Source organism: Parapedobacter flavus (assembly GCF_035818675.1).
Lineage (GTDB): Bacteria > Bacteroidota > Bacteroidia > Sphingobacteriales > Sphingobacteriaceae > Parapedobacter > Parapedobacter flavus.
The window spans coordinates 59660-82191 of sequence record NZ_JAYKZZ010000013.1; the positions used below are offsets into that span (position 1 = coordinate 59660).

The following is a 22532-nucleotide window of genomic DNA, read 5'->3' on the forward strand; positions in this document are numbered from 1 at the left end:
GATATTAAGAAGGTGTAAATATATTAATCGTTAGTTAAAATTCTGCATTTTGAAGAAAAATTTTGTTAATATTTTATCCACAATCTCTCCTAACCATTGATTTTAAAGGGGATGAGCGTACTGTGATATTAAATTATAAAGTCTTATTTAAGGTGTTTATTTCCAGCTTTTCCCCAAATACAATCCAACAAAAAAAGCTGCTTGATAAGGATGGGATGGCTGCGCCGCCATGATAGATAATGATTTACTGTAAGCAGAAAGCTGCCCACCGATGGCCACACGCTGTACAAAAGTTTTAGCTTTCGCAGGTTCTATGATAAATGCCAGTTCACCATAGATGCCCGGAACATAGTTAATTTCATTTAAGCCTTTGCTCCATTTTGAGCCACCGAAAATGTAATTGCGGTTTAAGAAACTGTCAGTATTAGTAGTGAAATAACTTTTGTCAGCAGTAGCTGCTACCGGATCAGGAGTATAATCTACTTGAAGCAGTTTGATATAATAAGGTTTGAGCAAAGCCAAAGAAAAGCCTGCACCGTATTGTAAACTAACTGCAATATTGCCTTCTATGATACCCGGGAATATGAGTTGCTCTCTGCCATAGCCCAGTTGGAGCAAGTAAAGATTATTAATTTTTCCGTATACAAAAGGTCTTGCGTTGCCCAGTTCGGGATAAACTGTATTGTTCTGTTGTTGTTTGATCTGCTTATCATGTTTTACCTCTGCAAAACTGAACCTGTAATAGTAGGACCGCCCAGCTAAAGAACGGCTGTATCTCCGATAAGATGTTTTTTTCGGCTGTTGATAGATGAATCCTCCTCCCCATCCATTGCTGTATAACCTTCCTCCTATAAATAATGCATGATTATAGTTGCTGTCTTTGCCCCAATCCTGTAAATGCTGTTTCCATGTTTTGAAGGTGTTTATTTTTTTATGGGATTGTTGGGAAACCCTCTCTTTAGCTTTATTGGCTACATCCCATACATCCTTTGCTTCCTGCGCTATGGATATAGAGGTGTAAAGCACAAACAATAAAAGGAAACAAGATATGGTAATCCGGCGCATGGGATAAAAAAGTTTTGGGTAGCAGGAAGCTGACTGTTATCTTGTGCAAGATACAATAAACCGATTGTTGAGATTCCCTGTTTTATATATCGTTGCTATATTGATATTATCCTGTTCAGATACAAGGTCTTGCCGTGCGCAAACACTCCAACAACCTTATCAAAGGCTTCAATATCATAAATACCAATGGCAGACGTTTCATACTACATCTTTCCATCTTTACTATCCCAAAGGATATGACAGCCTTTGTGCTTTCATAGCTAAAAACTATTTGAGTGCTGCTGCATTACTTAAAAAACGCACCGGAGGTTCTTTAGATAAGACACCCCATATTATTCTCTATCCTTCTATCGACCAATTATATGAAACCAACATTGGGAGTTTTGAGCCGATAGACCAGTATTTTCCTACCGTCGTATTGAAAGGCAATAGAATAGTTCTGGCTTATAACGGGAACCGGGAAGCCTTGCTATCTCAATTACATCAGGCAATGGCAAGAACAATCTGGGAAGAAACTTTTAATAATGGTTTGCCGGAGCAATTGAAAGGCGGCATTGTCAATGACAAAATACCAAATTGGTTTAAAGAAGGATGGATACGATACGTAGCAGACGGATGGGCGATACACCAGGAAGATGAGCTGAAAAGAAGTTTTGAAAAAGAACATTTTGTTACATGGCAGGAAGTCACTTATTACCAACCTGTATTATCCGGTGCTGCATTCTGCTATTACATCAACAGGGTTTACTATCCTCAGGCCGTCAGACAGCTATATACACAGCTTAGAAAGAAAAAAGACCTGAGAAGGGCTTTAAGGTTGGTGACGAAAAAGGGTTTGGATAGTGTGTTGATTGGTTGCTTAGATTTTTACCAAAAACGCTTTCAAATTAAAAAAGAACAAGTAAAGGCTCAAACCGGATGGAAAAATGATATTGGTACTACGGCCGATAGTTTTACTTTGAAATTTTCACACCCTAAGGGTATTGTAAAAAATGTACAGTTCTCTAATGACGGTACATTCATTGCTTACATTTTATATACCCGCCAGAAAAGAAGCGTTTATATCTATCAAACTACTACCGGAAAAAACATCAAACTATGCAGCTATCCTTTACCGCCTTGGATGAAGGATTACAGTAAAAATGTTTATCCGCTCATCAGTTGGGAAGACGATGCAAACAAGTTAATCATTCTTTATCCTAAAAAAGGGAGTCTTTTTCTACAGCTTTATAATGCGAATGGTAAAACTCTTCAAGAAAGAAATTTGTATAAATTAGATGGCGTAACATCTATTGAAGCCTATACCAATCCTTATTATTTATTATCAGCTTTCAAGCAAGGCAACAGTGATTTTATCACTTATGATTATCGCAGGGATCGTTATAAGGGAATCACCAATGATGATTATGATGATAGCCAACCCACATCAAACAAAACTTACCCTATTGCTTATATCTCCAAACAGGAGCTAAAAAGAAAAATTATCCATGATAAGACAGATAGTACTTACTGGGTGCAAGGTATTTTTCAGGTGGATGACAAACAACCTGTCGTGAGTGATACGCTCCCCTACATCATATGGGATAAATCTGCCTATCTTTCAGACGGCAGCATATTGGCTACACATACCCGTGAAGGAGAAGAACGTTTTGCTATTACCAAGAACAATAGCGTTACGACCTTGTCCGCTTACCGACCTTACAGTCTATATAACCATCACAATGATATAGCTTTTTACAAGGCTACGGCAGACAGTATTTTTATTAATACTATCCCTGTTACTACATGGATGCAATCCCAAGTTCCACCTTCCGACAACATGAGTCCATGGTTGAAAGACTATCAGGCAGATGCGGCATTAAGAGCCAAAGAGGACAGCATTTTACAAGTCGCAAAAGCCAACTCAGAGCCTGGATTTTTGGAAGGTGTTTTGAAAGGCAAAAACAGCAAAGCATTATCAAGGCAAAGAAGAGATAGTATTTATCAATCCTTGCTATACACGACCGAAAAAATAAAGCCTTATATCTTACAGTTGCATAGTGCTTATTTTACGGCAAGGGTTAATAATGATTACTTTATCAACCGCTACCAACCTTATCAAAACTATCAGGGGCAGTTTAAATTCCCGGATGTAGGGGCTATGATGCAGGGAGGGTTTACTGACTTATTTGAAAACCATCATTTCAATATCGGTTACCGCTTACCTGCCGGGAAAGAAGGCAGTGATTTTTTTGTTCGTTATGAGAGCACTAAAAAATTATGGGATTGGGGCGTACAGTATTTTAGAAAAGTAGAAAGCCTGCAACCTGATCCCCGGAGAAACTGGGAGGATGAAAACGGTCGTTCTTATCCCAATAATGCCAAAGTAAAAACGCATTATTACGAGTTGTCTATCAAACGTCCGGTGAGTTACTACAGTTATCTTTCTTTTACCACCGGATTACGCAAAGACAGGACGGTTTTTTTAGCTACGGAAGATTATAGTTTACGGTTTAAAGATTTGAATAGTCTTTGGTCTATCAATACCCTTGCCTGGCAGTATCAAAATTTGAAACCTACCTTACCGATGTTATACAATGGCTTTAGTACCTGTGTCGCTTTGAATGTATTTGCAGGATTACAAGGTATTACCAATGAGAGTCTATATGATATAAGTACTTCTATCGAATACCATCAATCTTTGTATCGGCACATCACAGCCGTGGCTCGTCTGCAAGCAGGGTATAGTGGTGGCAGGAGTAAAGTGTTATACAACATAGGAGGGGTTGATAATAACCTAACGGTTAAAACAGATACCAGTGTTCATTTTGCGCAAGATGCCCCTTATGCTTTTCAGTCTTTGGTAACACCATTGCGTGGTTTTTATCAAAATGCTGTTCGTGGCAATCAGTATGCTTTGATGAATATTGATGTATATTTCCCTTTTTTCCAATCTTTAATTCCTATTGAAACTAATTTTTCTGCTATCAATCATTTACAGGTTGGTTTGTTTACGGATGTAGCTTATGCCAGGGAAACATGGCGCTCTTCAGGTTCTTCTGCGGTTTCTTATGGGTTTAGCATCAGAACTTTATTGGCTGGCTATCCTATCCGGGTGGATGCTGCCCTGCCTAATCGCCAACAGAAGAATATTACTTGGTATTTGAGCTTGGGAATAGATTAAAGTCAAAAAATTTCAGACTCGTAGTTGTTCTATGAGAAGATATATAGCCTTTGTTTCAGTATGATGTTCCTTTTTCAGGAAAACATTTAAAATTGATACCTACAAAAACCCCCTTCTAAGAATAGAGGGGGGATTCCTTACCAAAAAAACCACAGCTATACGCTGTAATCCTCCTTTCGGTTCTTTCTTGTTGTAAATTTACGGGTAAAATTTGGTATCTTCAACCCCTAATACATTCCGAAGCGTATAGCTTCGGATGTCGGGTAATCAAAACAACCATTTTTGTTTATGCCGGGTGTTTCCACATCCGGCATTTTATTTTTTCAGGTAACGGCACAGAGCTTCCTGTCGAATCTTCCCTCAACTCTTATTCGGGCATATTCACCAAGATAATAATTGGTACTACCATCCCGGTGTCAAAAACCGGCTTTATCCCATTGCATTTTTGTTCCCATCAAATGACGACATCTTAAAAACATGGGTTATGAATATTGACAGAATGGAATTTTTAGCATGGATGGAACGCATCATGGACCGCTTGGATATGCTGAGCGACCATATCGACGGCCTGCAAAAAAGCCGTAACAGCATAGACGGCGAGGAGCTGCTCGACAATCAGGATTTACTGCAAATGCTCAAAATCAGCAACCGCTCCCTGCAACGCTATCGCTCCATCGGCAGGCTGCCATACTACACCATCAGCGGGAAACTGTACTACAAACTCTCTGACGTACACCAATTCATCAGGGACAGCTTTAATAATCCGCCGGCAACTAAAAAATAAGCCAATGAGCGCCAAATGCAGCCTTTGGCAGCCAATTGACAGTATGCAGTAAATGCTTCCCTTAGTTTCGGCATTGAACATTAAAATATTTTAATCATGAACGAGGAAAATTTAAAAACACAGGAAGACCGGGGTCAGTTATCGGATATACTGCTGGTGCTGGATAAAGAAAAAAAGAAAATCCGTGCCGTTGAAAACATGGATGAAAACGGCAACATGGAAACGGTCACGCCCACCAAAAGAAACCAAAGCCGGTTTATGCAAATAGACAGGCAGGGTGATTTTGTATCCAACTTCTTTTCCAATTTCTGGAGGCAGCTAAAAGACCCCACCCGTTTTTCATTCTTCAGCGTACCGGCTGGAAAAGCCATTGAAAAAGCAAAGGCATTCCAGCAGCAGGTAGATAGCCCTACCCCCGAAGGTGAAAAAGAAATGAAAAAACATGAAGTGAAAGCGGAACCGGAAAAAGCGCAAAAACAAGAAAACCAAAAGGATAGGACAACAACATCCACTACACCGGAAGCCGGGGAATACCGCTACCGGCCGGAACAGATTGATTGGGAAACCATGGACAACCTCGGATTAAGCAGGGAAAACCTCGAAAAAAGGAATCTGCTGGAACCTTTATTAAAAGGATACAAAACCAACGAGTTAGTACCCATAAGCCTAAATCTTGGCGGTGCTGTTGTCCGCACCGATGCCCGGCTGTCCTTACAATCAGCCCAGGATGGCACCGTCGTAGCAGCCATCCACGGTATCCGTAAGGAACCCAATTTGAATTTCCCCTTCTTCGGCCATGCGTTCAGCAAAGAGGATAAAGAAAACTTACGTACTACCGGAAATATGGGGCGGGTCGTCCATTTGAAAAATCCCAAGACAGATGAAATAATCCCGTCCATTATCAGCGTGGACAGGCTGACCAATGAACTGGTTGCCCTGCGTGCCGATTATATAAAAATCCCCGATGAGATAAAAGGCCTACAGCTGGATGAGCAACAAAAGCAAACCCTGCAAGAAGGGCAACCGCTGTATCTGGAAGGTATGATCTCCAAAAAGGGAACCCCTTTCGATGCCACAGTACAGTTCAATGCCGACAAACGCTATGTGGAGTTCCTGTTTGACAGAAGCAAGCTGCCCTCCCTAAACAACCGGCAGGGCATTTCTCAGGGTGAGTCCGGGGAAGCCCCGAAAACATTCCGGGGAAAAGAGCTGACCGATGAACAGTACAAAGATTTCAAAGATGGCCAAACTGTTTATGTGCCCGGCTTGGTAGATAAAAAAGGACAGACGTATAATGGTTATATCACGTTCAACAAGGAAACAGGTAAAACCGGCTTCGAGTTCCCCAGCCAATATAAGGAGCGAGTAAAACCTGCCGAAGGACATAAGACCCATACAGCGGTCAATACAGAGGGAAAAACGAACGAAGCCACCAAAAAAATCAAAGAGCCGCTCAAGCCCGGGCAGCAAGAGCCGAAAAACGGGCAACAACAGGAGCAGAACAAGCCCAAAGCTCCGGCTAAATCCAAAGGGGTTAGGCGGTAATCATTAAAACAGAAGCTATTATGAAAGCAATCATTGCAGAAAAGCCGAGTGTTGCAAGGGAAATAGCTGCCCTGTTGGGAGCGACCGAAAAGCGGGAGGGTTATCTGACGGGGAACGGCTATGAAGTTACTTGGGCATTGGGTCATTTAGTCGGGTTGGCAATGCCCGAAGACTACGGTATATCGGGCTTTCAACAGGAAGCCCTGCCTCTATTGCCCGAACCTTTTTTACTTACCGTACGGAAAACTAAAAAGAACAAAACCTATGTCGCTGACAATGGCGCATTGAAACAGTTGAAGATCATCGGACAGGTCATCGGCAGATGCGACAGCATCATCGTTGCCACCGATGCGGGACGGGAGGGTGAGCTTATCTTTAGGTATATCTACCAATACCTAAAATGCGAAAAACCTTTTCAACGGCTTTGGATCAGCTCACTCACCGAGAAAGCGCTTAAACGTGGTTTTGAAAGCCTGAAAGACGGGAAGGAATTTGAAGGGCTGTTCCAAGCCGCACAAAGCAGGAGCCGTGCCGACTGGCTGATAGGCATCAATGCCACGCAGGCATTAAGCATTGTGGCAGGCAATGGCATATATTCATTAGGCAGGGTGCAAACGCCCACCCTTGCATTGGTCTGCAAACGCTGTCTCGAAAACAAAAATTTTCAGTCTAAAAAGTATTGGCAGGTTCAGCTATTGCACCATAAAGAGGATGTGGACTTCAAGAGCATCTCGGAGATTAAATGGGAAGACCGGAAGCTGGCGGAAGACACTTTAAAGGTCCTTCAAAGGCAGGGGCACGCTACGGTGGTATCTGTGGAAAGCAAGCATATCACAGAGCAGCCGCCCCTGCTCTTTGACCTCACGGGCTTGCAGAAAGAAGCCAACAAAAAACTGAACCTGTCAGCGCAGCAAACCCTTAACATCGCCCAAAGCCTCTATGAAAAGAAATTTATCACCTACCCGCGGACGGGAAGCAAATATATCCCCGAAGATTTATGGCCTGAAATCCCCCACCTCGTCAGGGCATTGCAAAACAGGGACAATTTCAAACAGGCATTATCCCATATAAGATGGGGCCGTTTCAACAAAAGGATTGTAAATGATTTGCGGGTTACCGACCACCACGGTTTGCTGATTACCGATAAAATCCCCTCTGCGCTTCCTGCGGATGAAAACAAGGTCTATGACATGATCGCCTTCCACCTGCTGGAAGCTATTTCCGGGGTGTGTATCAAAGAGGTAACGGATATTGCATTGACTGCCTCTGACTATGATTTTAATTTGAAAGGCTGTAATGTATTGGAAGCCGGCTGGCGTGCCATCAAAGGTAATTTCATGGATGACCACACCGCACCGTTACAAGCCTTGCCGGAGTTGCAGACCGGGGATGAACTGAAAATAAAAGAAGCCTCCGTTTTGGAAAAGGCAACCAAACCGCCGGTACTTTATACGGAAGCCGGGTTGCTCTCGGTAATGGAACATGCCGGGAAGGAAAGCGAAAATGAGGATGAACGTAAAGTTCTTCAAGGTATCGGCATTGGCACACCCGCTACAAGGGCTGCCATCATTGAAACCTTATTTACCCGTAACTATATTCAAAAGGAAAAGAAATCCATCATCCCGACCGAAAAAGGATGGCAGGTATATGAGCTCGTCAAAGAGAAGAAAATAGCGGACGTGGCGATGACCGCGGAATGGGAGTTAGCCTTGCAGCAAATCGAAAACAAGGAAATAGATGCAAGCATGTTTCAAAAGAAAATAGAAGCCTATGCGAAAACCATTACCCATGAACTGCTGCAATCTTCCGTTGCCCAAAACAACCTGCCGGAACTGCGCTGCCCCAAATGCAAAAACCAAGCACTGGTTATCCGTGACAGGCTCGTCAAATGCCCCGGTGAAAATTGCGGTTGGGTACAGTTCCGTTATGTGTGCGGGGTACAGATCAGCATGGCGGATATTACCAACCTCGTCCATAAGGGCAGGACTTCCCTTATCAAAGGAATGAAAAGCAAGGGAGGTAAGAAATTCGATGCTTTCATCGTATTGAACGAGCAGGGAAAAAGCTGTTTTGAGTTTGGAGGAAGCTAAAAATTAGCTATTTAAAAACAGTATAGGTATTATCAGTATTACTCTTGTTCCTTTTTTATTCCCTGCCTTTTCTATGTAAGAAATGTCAATTGAAAAAGATTGATGAAGAAGGTGTTGCAGCAAGGAAAATCGTTCTTTAATAATGGACATGCCCAGTTTTTTATGTGATACATCACCATTTTTTTTATCGGGATCAAAACCCACTCCGTCGTCTTCTATAATAATTTTCAGTTCAGTTTTGTTATGCTTATTCATATAAATAGAAATATTGCCTCCCTTTTTTTTAGGCATGATACCATGCCATATTGCATTTTCTACGTAAGGTTGTAGAATCATATTTGGTATTTTTATTCTTTTATCATCAAGATGGGGATCAATAATTAGTTTCCAGTTCAACTTTTCCTGAAGGCGTAATTTTTCCAAAGAGAGGTAAAGTTTTAGTCTTACTGTTTCTTCTCGCAGTGTAATAAATGTTTCCTCAGATTGCTCTATCGTTAGCCTTATAAGATGTGCGAAATCTGCAAGATATTCATTTGCCAGATTGTTTTGGTTTTTATTAAGATAATGCTGAATGGAATTAAGGCAATTAAAAATAAAATGGGGATTAATAAGCGCACTTAATGCCTGTTGTTTCAAATAGGCCATTTTATTTTTCATTATAAGGTTTTTGCGCTTTTTCTTTTCTCTATTTAATGATATATGCCTTACAAAAAAAAGGGATATACAAAAAACAACAAGAATTATTATACTCCAAAACCAAGTGGTTTTCCAAAAAGGAGCAACTATTATTAATCTTAACTCTTTACTCCTGCTCCAGCCGCCATTATTTTGACTTGTAGCAAGTAAGAGTTTATAGTCTCCGGGTGCTAAGCCTGTTAATAAAATAGAATTATTTTGGGTAGTCTGCCATTGATCGGTCAATTGTGGAATTTTGTACCTGTAAATTATTTTGCTTTGCTCCGTCATACTTACACCCGTAAACCCTATGGTAAGATGATTTTTTTTGTAAGGAAGCCGAATGGTTGAACTGCTGGAGACTTGTTTACCATCAATTAAAATACTTGTAATGTAGAATTTTGGAGGATGGGTATTTTTAGGTTGTGGATGCATGAGCGTAGACACACCATCTAATTGTCCTAAAAATAATTTGTTTTCATGGAAGAGTATAGTCTGCGCTTCTCCGATTCGGGCATAAGTTTTATATTGTACTACCTTCATAGTTGAAAGATTAATACGAAATACGCCTTCAAGAGTTGCTGCCCATAAGTGATCAAGGTTGTCTATAAATAAATCATTGCACTGCATGAAATGCCGATTGCTTAAAGGGAACGGTACAAGCGTATCATTTTTTACTAGCATTAGCCCTAAGGACGTAGCAGCCCATATTCTTCTTTTTTTATCTTTTTTAAATGAAAATATCTTGAGATGAGTATATCCGGCATACAACTGTTTTATATCTCCATTCCGATCATCATAAGCTATTATCCCATTATTTGTACCCAAATACAGTTGGCCATTTTTTTCGATAATTGTATTAATACGTCTCCCGTTTAAAAATGAATCATGTACGGAATAGAGGCGGTCGTTATTTAAATAAAATAATTTACCAAAAGAGCCAACCCATATTTTTCCGCCTTTATCACAATATACAGATATACTTGCACCAGTATGGTCTTGCTGTTTGATAATCCGTTCTTTAAACGGAGGGAAAATGCTTTTTTTAATCAGCATTGTTGAGGTGCCTATTAAAAGATGTTCACCAACTTTTTTTATAAAATAAATAAAATCCTCGGCTCCAATATTGTAGCATTTTAACGGATAAAGTTTATTGTTGTCAAAGATGCTTACCGTACCTACAGAGCCTATCAAAACGCGGTGACTGTCGAGCGGTTCCAATGCATTGCAGTTAACATTAATGAGCTTTTTTGAAGGAGGAAAGTAGAGCGCATTAACATTATCTATTTTATAAATTCCTTTACCTTGTGTAGCAACCCATATACCACCATCATTATCTTCCAGCATATCCGTAATCACCAGTGGAGGTATATTGGCAGCGATTTTTTTAAGTTGGTTTGCATCATTTCTTAAAATATAAATCCCATCCGCAATGGTAGCTATCCATAATTCATTGTTAGAGCGAAGCAATATGTTTGACAAGTTGGCCTTGCCTTTAAATGGTATGCGCTTAACAACTGTCTTATTTTTATAACCAATTAGCTCATTTTGTAATCCCACCCAATAAGTCTTATCCCTTGTTTGTACAATCGTTTTTATAGGTAAGTGAAATATTTGCTGCCATATTGGGACAAGAGTACCATTAGTATGGATTTTATAAATACCGTTACTGCTGGCTAACAAATATTCTTTTCCTGCCTTTACTACACAATAAGGGGTTGCAATATGGATGTTTTTGGAAGCGGTTATTACTTGCTGTATGTTCCCCCCTTTTATTTTATATAGTTTATTAATACTGTCTTTCCCGATTGCCCAGATATGATTGCCATCGTATATAACGGATGAAATTACAGTAGGGATATTATGAGAAAACAATGGGTACAAACCCTTATCTGTTTTCATTAATAATCCGTTATCATAAGTGCCAATCAACAAGCTGTCCTTTTTATAGGGAGTAATACATAAGGCTACACAATCAGCATATTCATCAGAAGAAGAAAAATGCTGAAAGCTTCTTCCATCAAACTTATTCAAGCCTCTGTTAGTGCCTAAATAAAGATAATGGTCGGCAGCCTGATAAAGGGTAAACACATTTGCATGAGTAAGTCCCTCATGTGTAGTGTAATGCAGTAACGGCATTTGTTGCCCCTTAACCGTTATACTGAACACTGTTAGCAATATCCATAGCACCCAACTATATCTCATGCTCTGAATTGTATGCTTTTATTACTAACGGATAGTTTTTTAATATTTTTAAAAAATCAGCCTGCCGGTATCGGGAAACAGGTAAAACACTATTATCATCCATTATAACATTCCCTGATTTATGAGAATGATATTCCCGGACAGCGTCAAGGTTGATAATATATGATTTGTGTATTCGGAAAAAGTGATCCGGACTAAGCTGATTTTCATAATTATTAAGAGGCTTAGTGCTTGCATATTTCTGCCCCGTATTCAAAAAGAAAATAGTATAACTATTGTCTGCTTTCAAATAAATGATATCCGATAGACTGATAAGTTTTACACCTTGTTGGTGATTGATATGAATCTTTTGCTTTAAATAAGATTTTTTTTGTGTCGATGGTAGTTGATTCTTGTCCACTATAATCTTTAATACTCGTTGGAGCATCTTTTTAAACTCAGATTTCTTTAAAGGCTTCAAGAGATAATCCAGTGCTCTTTCTCGTAGTGCGGGCAAAGTATATTGACTGTATGCTGTAATAAAAACAATTTCAAAATTCTTTTCAGTAATTTGTGATAATAATGAAAACCCATCTGTTTCAGGCATGTGAATATCCAAAAACAATAGATCTATATTGTGATTATTCAAATAAAAAACTGCTTCATTAGCTTCAGCAGCTTCCCATATTTCGGCATCAGGTAAGAATTCATTTAGTAAGTCATGAATGTACATTCTGCTATGGCGTTCGTCATCTACAATAAGACATTTTGGAAACATGTTTACTTTTTAGCTAATATACAATGCGGGAAATAAAAGAGGAAGGAGATTACTTTAATAGATAATCTCCTTTGTAGCAATATAGGGGTTTAGATTTTGTTGAATTTAAAATAAGATGTATGGTCACCTTGTTTATACCGGAGAATGTATATGCCGGTGGTCAGTTCTTGAACATTTATACGCTCATGTGCTGAAAGAGGCGAAATACGTTTAATGATTTTCCCATCGAGAGAAATAATATCCAGTGTAGCGGTTTGATTAGAATTGTCAAGCCTGATTTGAAGTTCATTTTTTACAGGATTAGGGTAAAAGCTTATAGGATGTTTTTTATTTATTGACGATATGCTTGTGGGATTACAGGATGGTGTCGTGATTACCAGCTTAGTGATAGACGAATATCCCATCGTAATGCAATTACTACGTACCTGAATATAGTAGGTGGTATCCGGTATTAAACTTCCTTTATAACCATAAGAATTAGCCGTAGATGTCCAAGCATTTGGAGGAGGCATCATAGAATCAAGGGTAACGGCATATTCGTATCCTGCATTTCCTACCAATATGTTCCATGCAAAGAACACACTATTGCAAGTGGGTGCCAATGCAGTAATTATGCCTGGAGCTACACAGGCACCACAAGCTGAAGTGGTAAAATTATTATAAACCCATGCCGAGGTATCACCCGTACCGCAAATAGAACGTACAGACGCTATATAAGGAGTTAATGGTGTAAGAGGATAAACAACCACACCCGTACCCGTTGTATTTCCCTGAAATAAGGTCACCCCAGCAGAATCCAGTTTGTACTCATACAAGATAGCATTAGGGTTAGCAGACCAATTTAGATTTACATAATTACATGCCCATGCTACAGTAAGGGTTGGGGTATTTGCACAGTTGAAACATGAGGGTGTCACAAACGTATAAGGATTCCATGTGGAAGTATCATTGGCTCCACAGATAGATCGTACCCAGCCTATGTAAGTGGTTGATGGGGATAATCCATTAATCAGAGCACTGTTAGTGCTTGTCGTGTCTTGTGCAATAGTTACAGATGCTGAATCTAATCTAAATTCATAGTATAACGCATTAGGATTTAGGGACCAGAACAAACTCACATTATTGCAAGACCATGTAGCATTCAGGATAGGAGCTACAGCACACGATTGCGCATTAATATGCTTTCCGGATAAAAAAAAGCCGGTAAAAAAAAGAATGACTAAATAGTAATTTGTGTTTTTCATGTTTCTTTAATTTAAGTGGATGAAATATATTTTTTCATCTTAAACAGACATGCATAAAGAAACTTTTGTAGGGCTTAGGTATAGTATTTTTTGTGTATGGTAGTCGTTTTTTTGTATATGGTATCAAAAATAAACCTGAGTCCAACAAGGATTTATTGTTTTTACCCAACAACTATTTATTCATTTTTTAGAATGAAGGAGTTTACCTACTATTAGGTTCGGTTTTATACCCGGTTCAAGACAAGCTTTTTAATCCGCTTAAAACTGCATTCGTGGAGTTTTATCCTCCGGCTTTCGGTTGGTAGTATAGTATAATGGCTCCGCTTTTAAAGGATTTAGTGTTTATGAGTCGAAAGAGGCAGCTTTCATTGAGATTTTCAAATAACCCCCTCCCCTGCCCTATAATTTCAGGATAAATACAAAGCTGAAGCTCATCAATCAAACCCATCTGCATCAACTGTATGATTAGGCTGCGGCTGCCAATAAAAATATCATTCCCCGGTTGCTGTTTAAGCGCCAACACTTCATCTTTTAAGTCACGTTTTGCCAGTGTTGAACTTTCCCAATCTACCTCATTAAGTGTGCGGGAGAAAACAATTTTAGGAATCCTGTCGATAGCCTTTGCAAAATCGTTCATTGATTTTTCCTCAGAAGGTTGTTTTAATAATGTTCTCCAAAATTCCATAAGTTGATAGGTAATTCTGCCATATAAAACTGCATCTCCCCTATTCAATAATTCCATATAATGCTGATGAATTTCTTCATCAGGTATCCCTACGGTATGATCGAAAACTCCGTCGATGGTCATATTGATGGCGGCAACTATCTTTCTCATTATCTTTATTTTTTGTTTGTTTAAATTGTAGTTAGCTGTCAAGTTTATAAATAAATTCTTCCACTTCTGTTTGCCGTGCATCTGCAAAACCAAAGTCAGAACCGATTCCGGAAAAACCACATTTCTCTAAAACTTTCCGGGAACCAAAATTATCAAACGCAACCCGGCCAAAAATCGGACGGGTCGTTTCAATGGCAAGAAATATTTGTAGTGCTTTGGTGGCAATTCCTTGTCCCCAAATTCTTCTATCCAACCAATAAGTAATTTCCGCCTCTCCTTCTATTACATACTTCGCAACGCTTCCAACGATAGCATTGTCAACGATAATTGTCTGGTTGTTGACGGTAGGGTCGCTCAATAATTTTGTGTATTTTTCTATAAAGGCAGATTTGTCTATCGGGTCTTTTGGCATAAATGCAGCTAAGTATCTACCTTCCTTATCAAGCTGAAATTCAAATAAAGCATCCAAATCCGCAATTTCTGTCGGTCGAAGTTTTATATCAAATTTATAGTCTATCATCGGAATCTATTTCACTCTTTCAATACCATCCATAATTCCTCCTTTTATCATATTGCCGTACCCATTATCAGGCAATAGTTTTGTAAATGAAAGCGCAATTTGATAGTTTTTTATAGCATTGTCAAAATCATTTAAATCTTCGTAGCATTTCGCAATGTTTAGGTATAACGAAGAATAAGTTTCTTTAATGGTGTCGTCATTTATTTTCAATGCTAATTGCAAAGCTGTTTCGTCCCATTTCAGCTTCTCTTTAATGCTTTTTTGATGCCGCGCTACATAATGGGCGGCCGTAAATTTTTCAAAATCGTTTGTAGCCTCATTCCATGCTTGGAGAAAAAGCTTACTTGCTTCTTCGGGATTACCCTTTCCTTCCATATCCATACCTTGGGCACAGAGTCTAACTGTTTTATTGTCCGGGTCGAATTGCATATTATTTGATTAAAATCTGAGTGACAAATTTAAGATGCTTCCAAAACCTAAACATTGATATAGGTCAAAAAAACTCAATCGGATTTAAGTCGGCTTAACGTTTCTTGTGCTATGTCGAGATAAGATGCGAGTATCTTGTTCGAAAGTCGTTGAATATATTTTGGCTCCTCTGTCATTAATTGGTCGTAGCGTTGCTTTGCTGAAAGTGTTACAAGGTTTTCTATTTTCTTATTTTGATAGAGATAAGCCATTTCCAGAAAACTTCTGTAAAATTGCGCCCATTGTGGAAGGCCAGCTACTAATTGATAAAAGTCTTTATGGCTTATTACAAACAGTTCAGCATCCTCGAGAGCGTCAACAAATTCAAATGAACCTTTCTGGGAAATGAAACTGCAAATTGATGTCGCAATGGAACCGTCGAAAGCCACATACCTTGTCTTTTCCTGTCCCTTCTCATTAATATAATAGGTACGAATACAACCGCTATTCACAAAATATAGTTCTTTACAAACCTGTCCTTCGGAAACTAAAATGGTATTCTTTTTTATAGCTTTTGGTTTGAAGAACGAAACTATCTTGTCGAGTTGATGGTCAGCAATATTTGTGTTTACCCTTAAAAAATATTTCAATTTTCCTGTCATTCCGCTTTTGCAATACTGCCTGACAATGATTTTTTATTGCTTTCTGACAAATTTATATTGTAAGGTTTTCTTTTCAGGATTATCTCCTACTTTATCGAAACTTTCAATGATTAGGGTATCATCATCAATAAAACGAACGATTTGTTTCACTTTTATGGTTTGTTTGGAAACAGGGCTTGTCAATGTCCCGTAAAGCGTTGCAGATTGGGTATTCCCGTCCCATTTCCCCTGAAGCGCAAGTGTGCCTGTCCCCATATTGGTAATGGTGGTCATGGACATCGTGTGATCAATTGTATTATAGCCGATTGTGTAAATGGATTCATAGTCCATTCCCATCATTTTCCCTACTTGTTGCAACGTTAGAAAACGACCTCCTAAAATCATTTTATGGGTGGAGCCTATTTTTACGGGTTCGTCCAATCCATCCATCTCCATTTCCATCTGAAAATCACCTTCGTATTTTGAAAGGAATCCGTGAATGGAATCGGGCGTCATATATACCGTCCAGGGGTCTTCTTCCTGTGCGTTCACAACAAAGGATTGTAAAATGAAAATGATAAATAATGTTATTCTCATGGGTAGTTCATTTTTATAATTTATTTCATTTTGGATTTCAACCGGATGATTGCTTTATCAATTGAACCGGTAACGGTTTTATTATCATTACAAAAATACAATTAATCCCGTTCAACTTTATTATTACGCCAAGCCCTGCCACCGGACGCCAAGTGCTGCCAGTTTCTCCGGTGGTATTTCCTTTTTGGTTAATTTCAGGGTGTCAAACAAAATGCTAAACACTACTTGGTATGAACACACAACAAAAAGAATTGTCGTATTTCGCGTTACGGCTACAGGAATTATTAAACACGAGCTTCCCCGAAAAAGCACACGATGAACAATTCATCGACGGGCGTTCTTCCCTGGCAGCCCAAGCATACGAGGATGCCTTCCGTTCAGGAAATACGATTCCCCGATGCAATGAAATTGCCAATGAGGTACTCTTTGAGGGATTGTACTTTTCCCGGTTCGACTCCGTTTTCCAGGTTGTCTGCAATGAGTTTAGTACCATCATGCCGGATAAGGATCTACACCCCTTCGCCCTGAAAATGTTCCCTGTATGTGCGCATGTTTTCGACAGATATGAACTGACCGATGATTTTGCTTACAGCCCTGAGTATGACAAACTCTATACCGAGCTGACCGGAACCATCGCGATATGGATTGACGAAAATGGGCTTCAATAAAAAGCAGCATCTCCAACAGAACATCGAAGCCCTGCGGCTTGCTTTTCAGCTGGAAAAGGAGCCACGGCAAGCTACCGCCGTGGAAAGGATGCTCATGAAGCGATACAGTGGATTCGGCGGACTTAAATTCATATTGAACCCTGTTGCGGATGAAGCAGACATCCAGCATTGGAAAAAAGCCGAACAGGATTTGTTTCCGGTTACACGGGAACTCCACAAGCTGCTAAAAGAAAATTCCGAAGACGAAAAACAATACCGTAGGTATGTAGACAGCATGAAAAGCTCGGTATTGACGGCTTTTTATACACCGCCGGAGGTGATAGATGCCATTTCCTCTGCTTTGCGGGAATGCAATATAGACATTCAAAAGTTTCTCGAACCTTCCGCAGGCATCGGCTCTTTCATCCAGTCTTTTTCAGTGAATGAACCAACTCAAATTACCGCCTATGAAAAAGACCTGCTTACCGGAAAAATTTTGAAACAACTTTATCCCGGAAGCACCATCCGCATAGGCGGTTTTGAAGAAATCCCCGGCAAGGAAGAAAACAGCTATGATGTTATCGCCAGCAATATCCCTTTCGGCGACACGTCCGTATTCGACCTTTCGTTTTCCCGAAGTAAAGACCCTGCAAAAGTTCAGGCTTCCCGGAGCATCCACAATTATTTTTTTCTGAAAGGAACTGATACGCTCCGTAATGGAGGCGTATTGGCTTTCATTACTTCGCAGGGCGTTTTGAACAGCCCTGTCAATCTTGCCATTCGTGAGGCACTGATGAAAGAGCATAAACTCGTTTCGGCAATCCGCTTGCCAAATAACCTGTTTACCGAATATGCGGGCACAGAGGTAGGAAGCGATTTGATTATCCTGCAAAAGAATATCGGAAAAAAATCATTGTCAAGACGGGAAATGATTTTTTGTGATACCCGCACAACTTCGGATGGAATATCAACCAACGCATTACTTGATAATCCGGCTCTTGTTGTTCATACAAAATCATATCAGGGTACAAACCCATACGGTAAGCCCACAATAATTTATGAACACGAAAAAGGTGTAGAGGGAATAGCCGTGGATTTGAAACGTATGTTAGCCGAAAATTTCTCCGTTCATCTTGATATAGGATTGTACAAAGGTGAACCGAACAACCAATCCATTACACAAATTCCGGTTATACCAACTGTTAGATCTCCGGTTATAGAACCTGAAATTAATCAGGCAGAAAACGCTCGGTTTACTACTACGGCTATCGTAGAGGAGCGGCCCCGTGAACAAAAACAGCTAAGCATTTTTGATTTGTTTGAAAATGAGGGGAATCCTGTAAATGTTGTAAACCCATCAAGGAAAGCTGCCTCATCCCAAAAAAAAGCCACAAACAATATACAGCGAAACGGCCGCCAAACCGACCTTTTCAGCGGTGGAATACAACAGCCTTCACCGCCTGCTTCCAAGAGTACGGCCAACGATAAGCCTACCATTCCGGACACCATTCCCCCGCCTGCCCCGTACAGTGGTGAGCTGCAACCGTTCCATCGGAACGATTGCCTTGCCGTGGATAATAGCTGGGTAGGTCATTTGCAGGATGTCGATAAAGCAGAAGCTAAGGCCATATTCCATCCCCTGCAATTATCGCCTTTACAAAAAGCAAGAGCGGAAGCCTATGTTGCAGTCAGGGATGCTTACCATGACCTCTATCAAAAAGAAGCTGAAAAGCAGGTTGAACATGATGAAGAAAGGCAAGCCCTTAACCGGATATACGATGATTTTGTTAAGCGGTACGGAAACCTGAACAGTGCCGAAAATACCAAACAGATCAAAACAGACAGCGCCGGAAAGGAAATGCCCTATCTGGAGCGTGAGCAAGGGGGCGTCATCCACAAGGCAGATATATTCAGCCGTCCGGTCAGCTTTTCAACCGCTGCGATAGCTACGGATAACCCGGGGGAAGCATTGGCAGCCTCACTGAATAAATACGGCAAGGTGGATTTGGATTATATGTCTCGAATCAGCAGCAGCACCGCCGATGCTTTGAAGGAAGCTTTACACGGACGCATTTTCTATAACCCTTTGCAAAAAGAATACGAAATTTCCGAAAGCTGGATTGCCGGAAATGTGGTAGAGAAAGCCCGTGCGGTAAAAGAGTATCTCGAAAACAATCCCAATGATACGGAAGCCGGGGAAAGCCTTGCTGTGTTAGAGGAAGCCCGGCCAAGACGGATAGCATTTGAGGAGCTGGATTTTAATCTGGGGGAACGCTGGATACCCGCCGGTATTTATGCCCGTTTTGCTTCGCATTTGTTCAATACGGAAGTACATATCCACTATTCCGACAGTGCCGATGATTTTTCCGTAACCTGCAAGCAGAAGAATGTACTTATTTGGGATAAGTATGCAGTCAAAGCCCAAAGCAGGACATATGACGGGATTGCCTTATTCAGGCACGCCTTGGTCAATACCACGCCCGATATTTCAAAAACGGTACAGGTTGACGGCAAAGACGTCAAGGTACGGGATATGGAGGCCATACAAATGGCGAACACTAAAATTGATGAGATCCGTACTGCATTTGCGGATTGGTTGCACGCCCAGCATGACGAATTTAAAACCCGTTTGGCTGACCGGTACAATGACAGTTTTAATTGTTTTGTCCGGCCGGACTATGACGGAAGCCATCAGGATTTTCCCGGATTGGACCGTAAAGGCCTGGGCATTGAAGACCTATACAATAGCCAAAAGGATGCGGTATGGATGATCAAGCTGAACAAGGGTGCTATCTGCGATCATGAAGTAGGTGCAGGAAAGACGTTGGTGATGTGTACGGCAGCGCAGGAAATGAAGCGTTTGGGATTAGCCCACAAGCCCATGATCATCGGGCTGAAAAGCAATATCCATGAAATCTCAGAAACTTACCGGACTGCTTACCCCCATGCCAAAATCCTATTCCCTGGAAAGGAGGATTTTACACCCAATAAACGGCTGCGGATTTTCGGGGATATTAAAAACAACGACTGGGACTGTGTCATCCTCACCCACGACCAGTTCGGGATGATACCGCAATCACCGGAAGTGCAAAGAGAAATCCTCGAAATGGAATTAGACAGCGTGGAACGTAATTTGGATGCAATGCAGGAACAGGGTAATGAGGTAACGAGAGGTATGCTCCGGGGAGCTATCAAACGCAAGGAAAACCTTGAAGTAAAACTTAAAACCCTGCAATACGATATCGAGAACCGTAAAGACGACATCGTGGATTTCAAGATGATGGGCATCGACCATTTGTTTGTGGACGAAAGCCACCAGTTTAAAAACCTGATGTTCAATACCCGCCATACAAGGGTTGCCGGATTAGGCAATATGGACGGCAGCCAAAAAGCAATGAACCTGCTGTTTGCCATCCGCACCATACAAGACCGTATCAACGCGGATATGGGAGCTACTTTCCTTTCGGGGACAACTATCAGTAATTCCCTCACGGAACTGTACCTTTTATTCAAATACCTGCGGCCACGGGCATTGGAGAAACAAGGTATTAACTGTTTTGATTCCTGGGCAGCCATTTATGCACGGAAAACAACGGATTATGAATTTTCGGTAGCCAACAATATTGTGGCAAAAGAACGTTTTAGGTATTTTATAAAAGTGCCGGAGCTGGCGCAGTTCTATTCCGAGATTACGGATTACAGGACAGCAAAGGATATCGGCATTGACCGCCCCGGTAAAAATGAAGTGTTGTATCATATTCCTCCTACGCCCGATCAGGAAACATTTATCCAAAGCCTGATGCAATTTGCCAAATCCGGTGATGCGAGGCTGCTGGGGAGGGAACCGTTATCTTCCTCGGAAGAAAAGGCAAAGATGTTGATTGCCACAGACTATGCCCGTAAGATGTCGCTGGATATGCGTATGGTAAACGGAAAATATGAAGACCATCCCGATAACAAGGCTTCGCATTGTGCCTATAATATTGCCAGGTATTACCGTCAATACAATGCACAGAAGGGAACACAGTTCGTTTTCTCCGACTTGGGGACCTATAAGCCCCATGAATGGAATGTCTATTCCGAAATCAAACGCAAGCTTGTGGAAGACCACGGCATACCTGCGCAGGAAATCCGTTTTATACAGGAAGCCAAAACCGATAAACAACGCAAGGGATTAATCAAGGGAATGAACGAAGGCAAAATCCGGGTGCTGTTCGGTTCTACGAGCATGTTGGGTACAGGTGTCAACGCTCAGAAAAGAGCGGTGGCCGTCCATCATCTGGATACGCCCTGGAGACCCAGTGACCTTGCCCAGCGTGATGGCCGGGCTATCCGTAAAAGCAACGATGTTGCCAAGCATTTTGCGGATAATCAAGTAGATGTCATCATATATGCCGTTGAAAAATCACTGGACAGCTACAAGTTCAATCTGCTTTACAACAAACAGCTTTTTATCGACCAGCTGAAATCCAACAGCCTCGGCAAGCGTACCATTGACGAGGGCGGTATGGATGAAAAATCAGGCATGAATTTTTCCGAATATGTGGCCATCCTTTCCGGAAATACCGACCTCCTGGATAAAGCCAAACTGGAAAAACAGCTGGCCGGGTTGGAAAGCGAGAAACAGGCGTTCAACCGTTCCAAATTCAGTGCTAAATACAAACTGGAAGACTATACGGCCTCATTGGATAAGGCCCGATCCCGTTTTGAACGCATGAGCCTTGATTGGGAAAATTTGCAGCAACGGATACAAAAACGACAGGACGGAACAGTTATCAACGCTGTTCAGCTAACCGGCCTGCCACAGAATGCAAATATAAAACAGGTGGGCACCCGGCTCAATGAGCTTTCGGACAAAGCCCGTACCGGTGGGGATTATGAAGAGATAGGAAGTCTGTATGGGTTTCAGCTTTTGGTTAAAACCGAAATATCCGAAAAAGAGGGGGTGGATATCCGGGCAAACCGGTTTTTTGTGCAGGGTGAGGGCAATATCAAATATACCTTCAATAACGGCATCATGGCAAAAGACCCTGAAACGGCTTCCCTGAATTTTTTAAGGGCATTGGAAAAGCTACCGGGATATATCAAAAAAGAACAGGAAGATATAGCGGAGTTCCAAAAGGATATACCGGTACTGGAGGAAGTGGTCAATGGAACCTGGGCAAAGGAGAGCCGGCTGGGTGAGCTCAAAACGGAGCTGGCTGCCATTGACCGGAAGATTCAGTTGTCCATTGCTCCTGATACTCAGGAAAAAGCAACGGAAGAAGTAGCAGAACAGGAAAAGATTCCTGATACAACAAAAAGCCTATCACGAAGATTGACGTAATTTATACATGCCAATGGAAATAGACAAAAC

General features: G+C 41.0%; 15 protein-coding genes. 6 read left to right on the forward strand and 9 right to left on the reverse strand.

What is annotated here, in order from left to right; all coding sequences use genetic code 11:
• Positions 1 to 156: 156 nt before the first annotated feature.
• Positions 157 to 1065 carry a hypothetical protein gene (locus U9S71_RS11320; protein ID WP_326327567.1) on the reverse strand — a complete coding sequence of 303 codons (909 nt, stop codon included), beginning with the start codon at positions 1063 to 1065 and terminating at the stop codon, positions 157 to 159.
• A 67-nt stretch (positions 1066 to 1132) separates the two neighbouring features.
• On the opposite strand from U9S71_RS11320, the gene U9S71_RS11325 reads away from it, so the two are divergent.
• From U9S71_RS11325 to U9S71_RS11340, 4 genes are all read left to right on the forward strand, one after another.
• Positions 1133 to 4228, forward strand: a complete 3096-nt coding sequence (locus U9S71_RS11325) for a BamA/TamA family outer membrane protein (protein ID WP_326327569.1) — start codon at positions 1133 to 1135, stop codon at positions 4226 to 4228.
• A gap of 484 nt (positions 4229 to 4712) precedes the next feature.
• Positions 4713 to 5012, forward strand: a complete 300-nt coding sequence (locus U9S71_RS11330; RefSeq protein WP_326327570.1) for a helix-turn-helix domain-containing protein — start codon at positions 4713 to 4715, stop codon at positions 5010 to 5012.
• Positions 5013 to 5108: 96 nt separating this feature from the next.
• Positions 5109 to 6557 (forward strand): DUF3945 domain-containing protein, encoded by a 1449-nt coding sequence (locus U9S71_RS11335; protein WP_326327571.1) that lies wholly within the window; start codon positions 5109 to 5111, stop codon positions 6555 to 6557.
• Between the two features lie 20 nt (positions 6558 to 6577).
• Positions 6578 to 8647 carry a type IA DNA topoisomerase gene (locus tag U9S71_RS11340; RefSeq protein ID WP_326327572.1) on the forward strand — a complete coding sequence of 690 codons (2070 nt, stop codon included), beginning with the start codon at positions 6578 to 6580 and terminating at the stop codon, positions 8645 to 8647.
• A 3-nt stretch (positions 8648 to 8650) separates the two neighbouring features.
• On the opposite strand, the gene U9S71_RS11345 is transcribed toward U9S71_RS11340, so the two are convergent.
• The 8 genes from U9S71_RS11345 to U9S71_RS11380 form a co-directional block, all read right to left on the reverse strand.
• Entirely contained in the window at positions 8651 to 11527 is a 2877-nt protein-coding gene (locus tag U9S71_RS11345) for a sensor histidine kinase (RefSeq protein ID WP_326327573.1), read from the reverse strand.
• A complete protein-coding gene (locus U9S71_RS11350) occupies positions 11517 to 12284 on the reverse strand; it encodes a LytR/AlgR family response regulator transcription factor (RefSeq protein ID WP_326327574.1) in 768 nt (255 codons plus the stop codon). The genes U9S71_RS11345 and U9S71_RS11350 overlap by 11 nt, the downstream gene beginning before the upstream one ends.
• Before the next feature lie 89 nt (positions 12285 to 12373).
• The gene (locus tag U9S71_RS11355; RefSeq protein ID WP_326327576.1) at positions 12374 to 13528 is read right to left on the reverse strand and encodes a T9SS type A sorting domain-containing protein; all 1155 of its coding nucleotides are present in this window, start codon (positions 13526 to 13528) and stop codon (positions 12374 to 12376) included.
• A gap of 280 nt (positions 13529 to 13808) precedes the next feature.
• On the reverse strand, positions 13809 to 14363 hold the full coding sequence (locus U9S71_RS11360; protein ID WP_326327577.1) for a dihydrofolate reductase family protein: 555 nt from the start codon (positions 14361 to 14363) through the stop codon (positions 13809 to 13811).
• A gap of 31 nt (positions 14364 to 14394) precedes the next feature.
• A complete protein-coding gene (locus U9S71_RS11365) occupies positions 14395 to 14883 on the reverse strand; it encodes a GNAT family N-acetyltransferase (protein ID WP_326327579.1) in 489 nt (162 codons plus the stop codon).
• 6 nt (positions 14884 to 14889) lie between these two features.
• Positions 14890 to 15312, reverse strand: a complete 423-nt coding sequence (locus U9S71_RS11370; RefSeq protein ID WP_326327580.1) for a tetratricopeptide repeat protein — start codon at positions 15310 to 15312, stop codon at positions 14890 to 14892.
• 74 nt (positions 15313 to 15386) lie between these two features.
• Positions 15387 to 15953: a Crp/Fnr family transcriptional regulator gene (locus U9S71_RS11375; RefSeq protein ID WP_326327581.1), complete on the reverse strand. Its 567-nt coding sequence runs from the start codon at positions 15951 to 15953 to the stop codon at positions 15387 to 15389.
• 33 nt (positions 15954 to 15986) lie between these two features.
• Positions 15987 to 16529: a DUF1579 family protein gene (locus tag U9S71_RS11380; protein WP_326327583.1), complete on the reverse strand. Its 543-nt coding sequence runs from the start codon at positions 16527 to 16529 to the stop codon at positions 15987 to 15989.
• A gap of 230 nt (positions 16530 to 16759) precedes the next feature.
• Here U9S71_RS11380 and U9S71_RS11385 point away from each other — a divergent pair, with 230 nt between their 5' ends.
• Entirely contained in the window at positions 16760 to 17197 is a 438-nt protein-coding gene (locus tag U9S71_RS11385) for a DUF1896 domain-containing protein (RefSeq protein ID WP_326327585.1), read from the forward strand.
• Positions 17184 to 22502, forward strand: a complete 5319-nt coding sequence (locus U9S71_RS11390) for a helicase-like domain-containing protein (RefSeq protein ID WP_326327586.1) — start codon at positions 17184 to 17186, stop codon at positions 22500 to 22502. The genes U9S71_RS11385 and U9S71_RS11390 overlap by 14 nt, the downstream gene beginning before the upstream one ends.
• The last annotated feature ends 30 nt before the right edge of the window (positions 22503 to 22532 follow it).